Origin of the sequence: Algoriphagus kandeliae (genome assembly GCF_004571135.1) — a bacterium.
GTDB lineage: Bacteria > Bacteroidota > Bacteroidia > Cytophagales > Cyclobacteriaceae > Algoriphagus > Algoriphagus kandeliae.
Genome location: NZ_SPSB01000001.1, coordinates 559,757 through 573,709, shown reverse-complemented (window position 1 = coordinate 573,709; position 13,953 = coordinate 559,757). Strand labels below are relative to the sequence as shown.

The window sequence follows — 13,953 nt, the reverse complement described above, 5'->3', positions numbered from 1 at the left end:
AACCAAAGTGGCGTTTTGTAAAAAGTAAACCGTGAATAGTAAGCCGTGCTGGGTACAGTTCACCCTTTACCTCTTACTTCTTACAAAACCAAAACCCCTTCCTTTTAGGCTACAAAAGTGGCATTTTGTAAAAGGTAAACAGTAAATAGCAAGCGGTCCTGGGTACTGTTTACCATTTACCTCTTACTTCTTACAACAAAAAAGAAAAAGTACCGTACCTACGGCATTTACCAAAACCCTATAAACACAATCTACACAGCTTCCGTGCCTAACGGCACTTCAAAAAGGTCAAAAGATTTCAAGAAAAATCATTGTCTGGCCAACGTGTGCGGAGGGACGACGCAGCAGCGGGGTGTGGGATAGCCATGCGGGGGTAAGCTTGGATGCGTCTTGTCCCGATTTTTATCGGGATGGTCCTTTTGGATCAAGCCAAAAGGACATAAAATAAAAAATCCTTCGCCGCCGTGCGTGTCCCCACGCAAGGTGATTGCAATAAAAATGTACCGTACCTACGGCACTGCCCAAAATCCCTATACACATAATCTACACAGCTTCCGTGCCTAACGGCACTTTCCCCCAACATTAAAACTTCAATTTATCTGGCTCGACGAAGGAGAGCCTATCTTGCCGTGGGCGTATCTCACGAACGAAGTGAGTATATCTTGCGAAGCGCAGCTGAGCCTATCTCGCGACCGCAGGGAGCATATCTCGCCGCAGGCGTATTTCGGGAACGAAGTGACCTTATTTCCCTATTAGCGTATTTCCCTTTTTCAGTTTAATCTTTCAATTTTTCCTACTATTTTGTTCCTTTTTACAAGGAGGAAAAAACTACATGCTACTTAGTAAACTGGAGATCAAGGGATTTAAGAGTTTTGGCGATCGGATGGTGATCAACTTCGACAAAGGGATTACCGGTGTCGTCGGTCCTAATGGTTGCGGAAAATCCAATGTTGTCGATGCAATTCGCTGGGTTTTGGGTGAGCAAAAAACCCGTATGCTGCGCTCCGATAAGATGGAAAACGTCATTTTCAACGGAACCAAAAACCGCAAACCCTCCAACCTGGCCGAAGTTTCCCTGACCTTTGAAAACACCAAAAACCTCCTCCCTACTGAGTACACGCATGTGACCATTACCCGGCGCTACTACCGCTCCGGTGAAAGTGAATACCAAATCAACGGGGTAACCTGCCGATTGAAGGATATCACCAACCTCTTTATGGATACGGGGATCAACTCCAACTCCTACGCCATCATCGAGCTCAAGATGATAGACGAACTGCTAAACGATAAGAACAACTCCCGTCGGGAGCTTTTCGAAGAGGCAGCTGGAATCTCCAAATTCAAAACCCGTAAAAAAGAAACGCTCCGCAAACTGGAGGACACCGATGCGGACCTGGATCGGGTGGAAGATTTGCTCTACGAAATCGAGAAAAACCTTAAGTCCCTGGAAAAGCAGGCTCGACAAGCATCCAAGTACTTTGAAATCAAAGCGGAATACAAAACGGCTAGTATCAATCTAGCCAAGAAAAGCATCGAGAAGTATACCCAATCTTTGCTCGATAACAATCGCAAAATTCAGGAGGAGTCAGATCGCAAACTGCAAATCCAAACCCAGATTGCCGATCAGGAAGCGCTCCTATCCCAACTCAAAACCGAACTCATCGCCAAGGAAAAACTCCTGGCTTCCAGACAGCGCACGCTTAACGAGCATGTCAATAAAATCCGCTCCTTCGAGTCGGAAAAGAAAATCAAAAACGAGCGCCTTCGATTCTTGGAGGACCGTTCCCAAAAGTTACGCGAACAAATTGAAGCGGATCGAAAATCCAATGATCGGGCTGGTTTCTCCATTCGTTCCTTGCAACAGGAAATGGAATCTGCAGAAAAGCTTTTGGCAGAAAAGGAATTTATCGTCTCTGAATTGAGGGAGGCTTATGATTCCCAGAAATTAATCCAAACCGAAAAGCAACAGCAGCAAAAAAGCTTGCAAACCCGCTACGAGCAGCTCAAAGAGCGGGTCTATCAGCTCAACAAGGACTTAGAGATCAAGCAAATTCAGCTTTCCACTCTCAAGCAGGAATTGGAGCGCACCTCTTCGGATGATTCCAACCAAGAAGCTTCCCTCGTGGACTTCGAAGCCAAAATGGTGGACATCAAATACGAACTTGATCAGGAAATCAAGGAATTCGAAGTACTGAAAAGCAAACAAGAAGATCTGGATCAAAAGATCGAAGAGTCTAGCCGCGTGATCGAGATGATTCGGGAGGAATTGACCACTACTTCCCGCAAACTGGATTCCAAGCAAAACGAATACAACCTCACCAAGTCTTTGGTGGAAAATCTGGAAGGTTTCCCCGAAGCCATCAAATTCCTCAAGAAAAATTCCACCTGGGCCAAGGATGTGCCCCTCCTCTCCGATCTCCTCACCACGGATGAAAAATACCGGGTAACCATCGAAAATTACCTGGAGGGATACATGAATTACTATGTGGTGGAAACCGAAGCGCAGGCCATCGCGGCCATTCAATTGCTTTCGGATGCTTCCCGAGGCAAGGCCAACTTCTTTGTCTTGGAGCATTTTGAGCGGTTCAAACCCAGCCCTACCAAGCTTTTCTCCAATGCCATCGCTGCCACGGAGATCATCGAATTTGATGTCAAATACAGCCGCCTGATCAATTTCATTCTGGACAATGTCTACATCGTGCAGGGGGATTACAAGGATTTCCCGACAGATAGCGAGGCCATCTTTATTTCCGAAAGCGGCAAATTCACCAAGCGTCAGTTCTCCCTTTCCGGAGGTTCGGTGGGGCTTTTCGAAGGAAAAAGAATAGGCCGGGCCAAAAACCTGGAAAAGCTGGACAAGGAGATCAAAGACTTGAATAAAAAGGTGTCAGCTACCCGCGCCAATTTGGACCAAAAGCTTTCCGAACTATCCAAGCTGAAGGAGATTTCTTTCAAAAAACAAATCGAGGAAAAGCAGGCCCAACTCAATGAGCTCAATCAATCCTATGTGTCCATCCGCACCAAAAAGGAACAATTGGCAGAACTCCTTTCTTCCAACGCCAACAAGCGGGAGGATATTCTGGATCGCATCGCCGAACTCGAAGAGAGCCTGACCGATATTCAACCTACCCTGCTGGATGAGCGGGCCGAGTTTGAGTCTTTGGCACAGGACCTGGATATCCTGACGGAGGAAGTGGAAAAGGAATCGCAGTTGCTTTCTGAAAAATCCCAGGCTTACAATCAGGAAAACATCCTCTACCATCAGCAACTCAACCGGGTCAATAGCCTCAATCAGGAAATCGAATTCAAGCAAAACGCCTACGAGTCTTCCAAGGAGCGCATCGAAAAATCCCAGCAGGAACTCATGCATCTGGATTCTGAGATTCGAAGTTTGCTGGAAAACAATGAGGTGCAGGACGAGGAACTGATCGAATTGTATGCAGAAAAGGAAGGAATCGAACAGGGCGTGACCGAGGCCGAAAAAGATTACTATGGCAGCCGGGGCTTGATCGATGAGACGGATCAAAAGATCCGCAGCCTGCAAAAGTCCAAGGAAAGCCATGACCTGCTCCTTCAGGAACTACAGCAAAGCATCAACGAAATCAAGCTAAAAATGACCTCCATGAAGGAGCGTCTCAGCGTGGAATTCGAACTGGACTTGGACCAACTGATGGAGGAAAATCCAGCCCTAGACGAGGAATTTGTGGATTTTTCCGAAGAAGATCTCCGCAACCTGGTGCAAAAGCAAAAGGACAAACTGGAAAAGATCGGCCCCATCAACCCCATGGCCATGGAGGCTTACGACGAGATCAAGGAACGCCATACCTTTATCCAAAGCCAAAAGGAAGACCTGGTTAAGGCCAAGGAATCCTTGCTCACCACCATTTCAGAGATCGATCAGGTCGCCAAGGAGACTTTCCTGGATGCCTTCGGCAAAATCAAGGAAAACTTCGTGAAGGTCTTCCGCTCCCTCTTTACCGAGCAGGACGACTGCGATATCAAGCTCACCGATCCGGACAATCCGCTGGAATCCAGCATCGAGATCATGGCCAAGCCGAAGGGCAAGCGTCCACTGACCATCAATCAGCTCAGCGGTGGGGAAAAAACCCTGACGGCAACTTCCCTCCTTTTTGCCATCTACCTGCTGAAGCCGGCCCCCTTCTGTATCTTCGACGAGGTGGACGCCCCGCTGGACGATGCCAACATCGACAAGTTCAATCAGATCATTCAGAAATTCAGCGAGGAGAGCCAGTTTATCATCGTGACGCACAACAAGCGCACCATGGCCAGCACCGATATTATCTATGGTATTACCATGATCGAGGCAGGAGTTTCACGGGTTGTGCCTGTGGATTTAAGGGAGTTGGCGTAGTGTTAAAAAAAGCGTCATTTATTGTCAAAAGAAAACATCTAATTTCAGATTAATATAAGTTTGAGGAAAAAAAGAAGAGATGAAGCTGAAAGAAAATATAACCATAGAAGAAGTACTAGGTAAAAAATTTAAAGTAAGGACAATTCAACCTCTTGATTATGGGGAAGCAGCTTTAACTCATTACTTGCATAATTCCAAAAACCCTGAATCCAGATACTACAAAGAGGAAGCAATTAATCAAGTCAAAAAATTCCTAGAGTCTACAGAATCTAAAGAAGAAATCGATCATGAAGTTGCCGAAGATGCCTTACAAGGTTTACTTTTTGATTTTCAAGACGAAATCCCATTTAAAGCTCCTGAAAACCCACAGTTCAAATTCATAGATCTATTTGCTGGAATTGGAGGGTTTAGACTTGCCCTTCAAGGATTAGGAGGAAAATGCGTTTTCACGAGCGAATGGGACGAAAATGCAAAAAAAACATATAAAACCAATTTTGGAGAAATTCCTTTCGGCGACATAACTAAAGAAAAAACTAAGGAATTTATTCCTAAGGATTATGACATATTATGTGCTGGATTTCCTTGTCAAGCATTTTCTGTCGCGGGATATCGAAAAGGGTTTGCTGATACAAGGGGAACATTATTTTTCGAAATTGAAAAAATTGCAGAAAAACATACACCTAAAGTTCTTTTTCTTGAAAATGTAAAAAATCTAGTTGGGCATGATGAAGGAAGAACTTTTGAAACCATTTTTGACATTTTAGAAAATAAATTAAATTATAAGGTACATGCTAAGGTTCTAAATTCTATGACCCATGCTAATGTTCCTCAAAACCGAGAAAGAATTTTCATAGTTGCTCTACACAAGGATAAAGTTGAAAGATTTAACGCTTTTGCATTCCCTGAGGAAATTCCATTAACTAGAACCATTCACGATTGCCTAGAAGAAGGAAAACTAGATGAAAAATATTATTATCATCCAAATCATCCTTACTATAAGGATTTAAGTTATGCAATGACAAACCCAAATACAATTTATCAATGGAGAAGGGTGTATGTTAGGGAAAATAAAAACAATGTATGTCCTACTTTAACTGCAAATATGGGTTCAGGAGGCCATAATGTACCATTGATAAAAGATCAATACGGAATAAGAAAACTTACTCCGGCTGAATGTTTTGCTTTTCAAGGATACCCAATTGCAGAATATAAACTTCCAGAAGTTGCAAATAGTCATCTGTATAAACAAGCAGGAAATTCAGTTACGGTACCCCTAATAAGAAGAATTGGAGAACGTATTTTGGATATTTTATGAGCCAATTTGCTAGAATAGACAAAGAAGGTGAACATTATATTAATTTAATTAAAGCGGTAGGAAAACTATCTGCATTATTCAGCGACAATTCTATACCTTACATAAATTATAGAGTTGCTGAAAACATTTTTTGCAAGTGCTTTAACGCAATAAATCTTTCAAGATCTGATACAGCGTTTGATGCCAATTATCAAAAAAAAGGAATAGGAATAAAAACATTTACTTGTCAAACTGGATCAAGTACGGAAAAAGTTGCGGAATTCAATACTTTATCTCACGAATTAAAATCCTATTCAGGCAAAGATTTAGCTAAAAAACTTGCTGAATTTAGAAATGAGAGAATAAAATTAGCTAAAAGAACCTACGATTTAGAAAGTGGATTGTACCATATTGTTGCTAGACAAGAAGCTAAAATAATATTATTTGAAACCGACTACGATGTAATTGATATTTCATCAATTAAAAATGTTGTCGAAAAGCAAGCAAGTCTTCAATTTGAAGATAATAACAATTCTTATTTGTTTAATTTTTCCAAAAGCACCTTATTTAGAAAATTCCATATTGCGGATGACCACACAGCAGTAGATATAGAAATTATAGAAGACCCTTTTGACTTACTTTTAGAACTTTTTGAAAATAAAAAAACAGAAAAAGGCAAAGTTATTAAAGGTATTGATTTTGTGATTTTGCCTCTTTATGGAATTAAAAGAGGAATGAAACATGTGTTTGAAAGAAGCGGACTTAATCAATGGAATGCTAATGGTCGACTAAGAGACTTAGATGAAGTTTATGTTCCTATCCCAAAAGTAATTCATGATAATTACCCAGGATTTTTCCCAGCGAGAGACACTGCATTTAATTTAGAAACACCCACTGGAGAGACGTTATCTGCAAAAGTTTGTCAACAAAACTCAAAAGCATTAATGACAAAGCCAAATAAAGCCTTATCGGACTGGTTATTAAGAAAAGTGCTAAACCTTCAACCAGGTGAACTAGCAACAATAGAAAAATTGGAAATTCTTGGTTTTGACAGTGTAATAGTTACAAAAAAATCTGAAGATTTGTTCTCTATTGATATAGCTAAATCAGGCACATTTGAAAAATTCATCAGTGATCCAAGTTTTACAATTGATGATTTATAAATAATAAAAATGAATTTGCTTCCTCAAATCCAAAAACATTTTTCTAAAGTAGATACTCCTAGATACTTAGATTTAAAAATCCAGGAAATTGCTTTAAATCATTTAAAACTTAAGGACGTTGGAGAATTAAGAGACAAATTTGACGCCCAATTATATTTAAATAACCTTTCGCAAGAAATTAGAGCAGAATTTGCATTTGAAAAATTTTTAGGAATGGAGTTCGACTTTGAAAAAAGGATGAACAAAAATTACAAGAGGCTTGAATACAAATTAAATAATGAGAGAGTTTTATTAATACCATTTTCTTCAAAGAGAGCTCCTATCTTAAATGAAACTGAAAATTCGGTAATTATATATCTAAAACCTGAAAAATTCGCATATATTGGTCCACTTTTTTATAAAAAACAGATTAATAAAATCGTTTCTTTTGAGATGAACCCTTTAGAAAAAAATAAAATCATCATGCTGGATCAAATTAATTTTGATGATTATGAATTCTTCAGGAGTAAACAAGAATTAATAAATATTTTAAATAATAAATCATGAATTTTTTTTCGATTAAAACTAGCCATCAAGAATCTATAAAATCATTATTGAGAGGAACGTCAATAATGGAATTCAAACAACTATCATGGCACCGCACAGAGGTGAAATTAGGAGATTTTGTTTTTTTAGTAATAAGCGGAGATAAGAGCAAAAAAGAAATCAACTATGAAAATGGACTTAGAGCTCTTTCGGAAGTGGTTACACTTCCATTAGATGATGGATCAAAACACTTTAAAATAAAGGTAAAGATTTTGGAACTTTTTGAGGAAAGCATCTCCAGAGATGACTTTTATAAATTTCCAGAATTAAAAAATGCTCCTAGCATAGGTCCTATAACCACAAATGAACCAAATCAATCCTTTAGAAAAATTGATAACCAACAAGCAATTGCGATTCTAAAGGCAACAAAAAAAATCCTAAATAAAAGCGAGTTTCCATCAAAAATTGAAATTCTTCTAGATTCAAAAAGTATAATAGAATTGATTTCTAATGATGAGACTAAAGCTAATACTAAAAAAGAAATTAAATATTCAACTAAAATAATGGATTTTTGGAGGGATTGCTCATCTTCGAATATTATCTATTCTGAAAGCTTAGTAAAAAGATTTATTTCTTCTCTGATATCAAAAAACTTTCTTTTATTAACAGGGCTCTCTGGTTCCGGGAAAACAAAACTTGCACTAGCTTTTGGAAAATGGATATCTAGTTATAAACAATCAAAATTTGCCCTATTAAAAAAAGCTATTCAAAATGAGATATTTCTTGAAAATTATAAAATTGTATCTCTTGATCGTGATTTTCTACAAATAATAAACCTTAAAGGGTCAACAGGTAAGATTATACCTATTCCAGTTAAAGGGATATTTGAGTGGTTTGATTTATTAAAAAATGGAGAAATAGATATCAATGGAGACCCAAAAGAGATAAGACATGAGGTAGGCGAAAGATCTATTTATCAAAAACATATTCACGGGTTTTATACAGAATTTTTCAAAGTTGCTTCATTAATGATGAGAGAAAGTACGGAATTGAAAACCGGGAACTTTATCCTTATTCCAGTAGGCGCGGATTGGACAAACCGGGAGCCACTTTTAGGTTATCCTAATGCATTGAATGAGAATGAATATATTAAACCTGAAAATGGTGCTTTGGACCTTTTGATTGAGGCAAATGATAATCCTGATTTACCTTATTTTTTGATTTTAGATGAGATGAACCTTAGCCATGTTGAACGGTATTTTGCCGACTTCCTAAGTGCCATGGAATCAGGCGAAGAAATTTTTCTGCATAATTATAAAACCCCAAAAAGTGGGATTCCTTCTAAAATCAATATCCCTAAAAACCTATTCATCATTGGAACAGTCAATATCGATGAGACTACTCACATGTTCAGCCCGAAAGTTTTAGACCGGGCCAATACCATCGAATTCCGGATTACACCTAATGAAATGACCAAATTCTTTAATGAACTTGGTGAAATCAACATGGAAAATTTAGAATCCAAAGGTGCAGGAATGGCTAAAAGCTTTTTGGATATGGCTTTGGATACTAATGTTCCTACAGAGGGTATAGATGATGTCAAAGAGCAGTTAGGCAAGTTCTTTGTCGAGCTTAAAAAAGTTGGTGCCGAATTCGGATATCGATCAGCTACCGAAATTCTCAAACTGATAGATCGTTTGGGCAAGATTGATCCAGACCTCGAAATTGATGAAAAACTGGATATTGCTGTTATCCAAAAGCTCCTTCCCAAACTTCACGGGTCTAGACGGAAGCTTGTTCCTGTTCTGACTTCTCTTGCAAATCTATGCCTCAAAGACTCTATCAAATCAGAAATAGAAAATACTAACATTGAGAATAAGGTTTTCGAGGTTGATAGTGAAAAAATCAAGTACCCTCTTTCCTTTGAAAAGCTGTCCCGAATGCATAGGGCAGCAGTCGAGAACGGGTTTGCAAGTTTTGCTGAAGCCTAGACTATGCCAGCTATTTCCAAAATATTGATAGATCTTTCTGAAATTGAAAAAGGTCTAGTCTTAGAAATCTTTGAAAAAAAGGATGAGACGCTTTTTGATGAGGAACAGGAAAGCTTGGAAAACAACGAAGCGAGGTATCAGATCCTTGAAGGCTGCTTCTATGATTTTGAACTCAGCGATCCTGACTACTATTTGGAATCTATTCAGGGAAACATCATCCAACCACATCAAAAGCATCCCAATATGGGAAGCTTGGCTCCCAATATTTATGTGGGGACGCTTTACTTAAACCTACTGAAAAAGGGGAATGATGTCCCGATAAAGAAAATCCCGGTAGAGGTCAGATCGAGAAAAACCGGCTATCGGGATGATTATCGGGATATGCTCGAATACATTACCGAGAAGTGTACTGATCTTCTTCTCCAGATCAATTCCCCAGTCTTTCAGAACTTTGAACCCAATTTTGAAAAAGGAATTTCTGAGCAGGTCCTTTATCAGCGTTTTATTTTTATTAAGTCAATAGTCGGGACTTCAGAATTCCAAGAAGCTATACACCGAATAGTATCTTTTCCCAATACAAAATGGAAAGAAAAAACTGATCTGAAAGACACAAGGAATATTCGACGTTTTTCAAGAAGCACACTTACAGAAATCGTCAAAGGCAAAAATCGATTTAAAATCCCCTCTTCACATCCATTGATAAATCATGGATTAGGTTCATTTCCAAACAAAATCCTTTCTTCTAAAAAAGTGGATTCATTGGATACTCCAGAGAATCGATTTATTAAGTATGCATTAGAAACCTTTTTAAAGTTTTGCGTTGAAATTAATTCAAAAGCAAAAAAACTAAATAAACAAAGCCAATTATCAAGAGAATCAAATCGATTAATTAGCGAATTAGAAAATCATCTCAATCACACAATATTTAGTGAAATTAATGCTCCTCATTTGTTAAAATTAAATAGTCCAGTTCTTCAAAGAAAAGAAGGATACCGTGAAGTCCTAAGAGTTTGGCTGATGTTTGATTTGGCAGCTAAACTGATCTGGAATGGCGGAGAAGATGTTTATGAAGGAGGCAAAAAAGACATTGCGACACTATATGAATATTGGCTATTCTTCAAGTTGCTCGGAATCCTTCAACATCTTTTTGAAATCGAACCCAAACAATTGGAAGAATTGATAACTGTCAAAGATGAAGGATTGAATATCAATCTGAAACAGGGAAAATTCACTGCTCTAAAAGGGATTTTCAATTCGGGAAACCGGAAGTTTCATATTCAGTTCAACTACAATCGTCCATTTAAAGGAAAAAACGATTACCCTAAATCAGGAAGCTGGACTACTACCCTAAGACCTGATTATACGCTTTCCGTTTGGCCATTTGGAATAGGAATGGATCAAGCCGAAGAGGAAGAACTCATTGTTCACATTCACTTTGATGCTAAATATAAGGTGGACGAAATTTTTCAGATTACTGATCAAGAAGATGAATTGGACGAGGAGAAAACGGCCAATAGAAAAGGTATCTATAAAAATGCAGACCTTCTGAAAATGCATGCATACAAAGATGCTATACGAAGAACTGGTGGCGCATATGTCCTTTACCCTGGAACAATTCCTATAGAGAGAAAGGGATTTCATGAAATTATTCCAGGCTTAGGAGCATTCCCTGTACGTCCTTCAAAAACTGATGATGGAACCAAAGACCTTGAATCGTTTATTAAAAAAGTTATTAATCATTTTATCAATAGAGCATCTCAACGTGAAAAAATTGCATTAAAATCATACAAGGTCTATAAAGAGGTACCAAAAGATGACGATAGGGTAAATGAATTCCTTCCAGAAACTTATGGAAAAAACAGAGCCCTGATTCCAGATGAGACCTATGTTTTAGTAGGTTTTTATAAATCTCATGAGCATTTGAATTGGATAGAAACAGAAAGAAAGTACAACTTTAGGACTGGAACAGGAAATGGGTCACTTCCTCTTGATATTGAAACAGTCTCAGCAAAATACCTATTGCTTCATGGGAACAATGAACTCATTTCTAATCGATTATGGAAAATTGTAAGTAAGGGACCAAAGGTTTATTCTTTAAATGATTTGAATAAAGGCAAATTGAAATATCCAAGCGATGAAAAAGAAGGCGAAGAATTAGAAAAATTCTATTTGGTAATTGATATAGAGCCGATTAATGATCCAGAATTGATAGATAAAAAGTGGAACATCGCCTTGTTAAAAAATTTCAAATCAAAACATCAGTCAGGATCACCATTCACCTCTTCACTTTCGGAATTAGCGAAAAGTAAAATCGTTTAACCCCATTTTTTCAAGAATAAGCGAAAGACAGATACCTATCTCGTTTTTCACTTCAAAATCCCAAAAACGCAATACAGTCCACCCTTTTAATTGGTAGTATGCGTTTATTTCTTGATCCCGTTGGATATTCCTCTCGATCTTTGCTATCCAGAATTCTTGATTTGATTTAATGGCATGTTTACGATACTCCCAATCGTATCCATGCCAAAAAGCCCCATCAATAAAAATTACCAGCTTATACTTTTTCAAACTGATATCTGGCTTTCCGGGAAGAAGCTTTTTGGGTGTCTTATATCGAACACCTGCATGCCACAGGGCTTTTTTAAGAAGCTTTTCAGGCTTAGTACCTTTAGATCGAATCCTTGACATGTTATAGGACCGCTGTTCAGTAGTATAAAATCCATTCTCTTCAGAAAACTTGGGAACAGCTACTTTGGGCCTTATGTAGGGTTTGGAACTCACTTTTTAAAATTAATGGGCTTTAGTACTCTTTTCAAACCCTATTTCCTGACAAAAAGTGTCAGAAATCAGAATTGTATTTTGATTTCTAAGAAACTGCTTCCAAATTTGAAACATCATCAAGAATCAGTACGGCTGATACCAACCGAGTCAAACACCACGGTGGTCAATCGATGAGGGTCCCTGCAGACCAAAAATGTTTACCTGCAATCCCCTTTTCCTTCTTGATGATAACATGTTTAACCTAAACCCATGTTATCATGCGTACTTTCAAAACAACACCACCTACTCCAAAGGCAAAAGTCCTAAATGGGTGCATTCCTGATTCACCCTTCGGTCCTAAGCCGGAAAAAGAGGTAATCCATCGTCCTAAAATCGAATTGGACTCAGAGTTCAAGCAAAAGGCCGAAGAATATGCTACACAAGAGCAACAGGTCATCATCCATTGTCGCTTTTATCCCAGCATTTTCTATTCCCCCAGACTCCGTATTTGGCCTAGCACTTTCCTGAAACCCAAAGGGTCTTCAAAACCATCTAAGTTGCTGCAGGCATTTAATATCAGTTTCTATCCTGACTGGAGGGAAATTCATCCTCATAATCCCCATGACTTTACCCTGATTTTTGAAGGTTTACCCAAGGATTGTTTAGTCTTTGATTTGATCGAAGAAATCCCTGAGCCAGGAGGATTTTGCGTCCGCGACATAAGCCGAAACCATTCAGATGTTTATCACATAAAGGTTTAAAGCACTGGCTTTTTGATTGACTTGGCTAAATCCCAAGCCCCCTATCCCCTTTCTTACAACTATTCATCATTAAACAAGAAAAACAATGAATTACTCAAATGATAAACTCACTACTGTAAAAGCCTTTCAAGAAGGTTATGGTGAATTTCCATATATAATCGTGCGATTATTCAGCGCAGTGTACATGCAGATTCCTCTCCAAATCAATTCGGGATACGATCCTGATTTATTCCCAGGATCACAAATAAATGGCATAGCCGATAGTTTGTTGGAAGAATATAGATTCGATAAATATTCCAAGCTGCACACCATTTTGATCAGTCGAGCTAGGATGATCAAAGAGACTTTAGAAGAGGAATACCAGCGGCCAATCCTTTTGTGCCTGGTCGAAGAAAAAGATATGGCTCATTATTTCGAAGGTGAAAAAATTGAATTCAGTACAGTAATTCCTTGGGGAGGAAGTTTAGTGACCCATTCGAAAAAAGTTATTGCAATGAATGCTGCTCATTATAAAGATTCAGATGAATAAACTCTTTCCTAATCCTTAATAATTAAAAAAGATAATCATGAAAACTGTCAAATATCCTCAAAAATTGAATGTGTATTTCCGTAATGGAGAAATCAGAAAAATTCATGTTGAAGAATATATAACCCTTGACTCAATTGTCAAAGTAGCTGATTTTCTCAACGAAGAAGAACAATCAATTCTCTTTTCTTTCATCCATAGTCGATTGAATGTACAATTGGATCTTACAGGAGTTTCCTCCCATATTGTATTACAGTTTGATGGCAAAATGCAATTTGAAGGAGCAAGTCTCAGCTTGGGAAATCCTGAAGGTACTTTTGGAATTCAGGTTCAGGCCCGTCATGTATTGATTTTACCGTTTGATCGCGATTTCAAAATTGAAGCAGTCATTTCTTTTGAAATCGACCAAAGTGAGAAAACCAGAGGTGAAATATTCGTAGAAGGACTTAAAAGATTACCATTTACCCATCCTTCAGAAAGAAAAGAAAAAGGATTTATTATTCTTCGGGGTAAGTAAATATTTACTTGTAAAATGTCATTTCCCTATCTTTAATATATCTA

General features: G+C 38.3%; 10 protein-coding genes. 9 read left to right on the top strand and 1 reads right to left on the bottom strand.

Annotated features, from left to right (window positions below):
* Window positions 1-832: 832 nt before the first annotated feature.
* From smc to E4S40_RS02365, 6 genes are all read left to right on the top strand, one after another.
* Window positions 833-4,372 (top strand): chromosome segregation protein SMC, encoded by a 3,540-nt coding sequence (gene smc, locus E4S40_RS02390; RefSeq protein ID WP_135070318.1) that lies wholly within the window; start codon window positions 833-835, stop codon window positions 4,370-4,372.
* A 79-nt stretch (window positions 4,373-4,451) separates the two neighbouring features.
* Entirely contained in the window at window positions 4,452-5,687 is a 1,236-nt protein-coding gene (dcm, locus tag E4S40_RS02385; RefSeq protein WP_135070315.1) for a DNA (cytosine-5-)-methyltransferase, read from the top strand.
* The gene (locus tag E4S40_RS02380) at window positions 5,684-6,829 is read left to right on the top strand and encodes a restriction endonuclease (protein WP_135070312.1); all 1,146 of its coding nucleotides are present in this window, start codon (window positions 5,684-5,686) and stop codon (window positions 6,827-6,829) included. Before dcm ends, E4S40_RS02380 begins: the two co-directional genes overlap by 4 nt.
* Window positions 6,830-6,838: 9 nt before the next feature.
* Window positions 6,839-7,375 (top strand): hypothetical protein, encoded by a 537-nt coding sequence (locus E4S40_RS02375; RefSeq protein WP_135070309.1) that lies wholly within the window; start codon window positions 6,839-6,841, stop codon window positions 7,373-7,375.
* Window positions 7,372-9,345: an McrB family protein gene (locus E4S40_RS02370; protein ID WP_135070306.1), complete on the top strand. Its 1,974-nt coding sequence runs from the start codon at window positions 7,372-7,374 to the stop codon at window positions 9,343-9,345. Before E4S40_RS02375 ends, E4S40_RS02370 begins: the two co-directional genes overlap by 4 nt.
* 3 nt (window positions 9,346-9,348) lie before the next feature.
* On the top strand, window positions 9,349-11,664 hold the full coding sequence (locus E4S40_RS02365; protein ID WP_135070303.1) for a DUF2357 domain-containing protein: 2,316 nt from the start codon (window positions 9,349-9,351) through the stop codon (window positions 11,662-11,664).
* Here E4S40_RS02365 and E4S40_RS02360 read toward each other — a convergent pair.
* Window positions 11,641-12,126 (bottom strand): very short patch repair endonuclease, encoded by a 486-nt coding sequence (locus E4S40_RS02360; RefSeq protein ID WP_135070300.1) that lies wholly within the window; start codon window positions 12,124-12,126, stop codon window positions 11,641-11,643. The two genes, E4S40_RS02365 and E4S40_RS02360, sit on opposite strands and share 24 nt — an antisense overlap.
* Before the next feature lie 257 nt (window positions 12,127-12,383).
* Between E4S40_RS02360 and E4S40_RS02355 the strand changes: the two genes are divergently transcribed.
* The 3 genes from E4S40_RS02355 to E4S40_RS02345 all read left to right on the top strand — a co-directional run bounded on the left by E4S40_RS02355 (window position 12,384) and on the right by E4S40_RS02345 (window position 13,909).
* Window positions 12,384-12,866, top strand: a complete 483-nt coding sequence (locus E4S40_RS02355) for a hypothetical protein (RefSeq protein ID WP_237563109.1) — start codon at window positions 12,384-12,386, stop codon at window positions 12,864-12,866.
* Window positions 12,867-12,951: 85 nt separating this feature from the next.
* Window positions 12,952-13,395 carry a hypothetical protein gene (locus E4S40_RS02350; protein WP_135070297.1) on the top strand — a complete coding sequence of 148 codons (444 nt, stop codon included), beginning with the start codon at window positions 12,952-12,954 and terminating at the stop codon, window positions 13,393-13,395.
* A 37-nt stretch (window positions 13,396-13,432) separates the two neighbouring features.
* The gene (locus E4S40_RS02345) at window positions 13,433-13,909 is read left to right on the top strand and encodes a hypothetical protein (RefSeq protein ID WP_135070294.1); all 477 of its coding nucleotides are present in this window, start codon (window positions 13,433-13,435) and stop codon (window positions 13,907-13,909) included.
* Window positions 13,910-13,953: the final 44 nt, after the last annotated feature.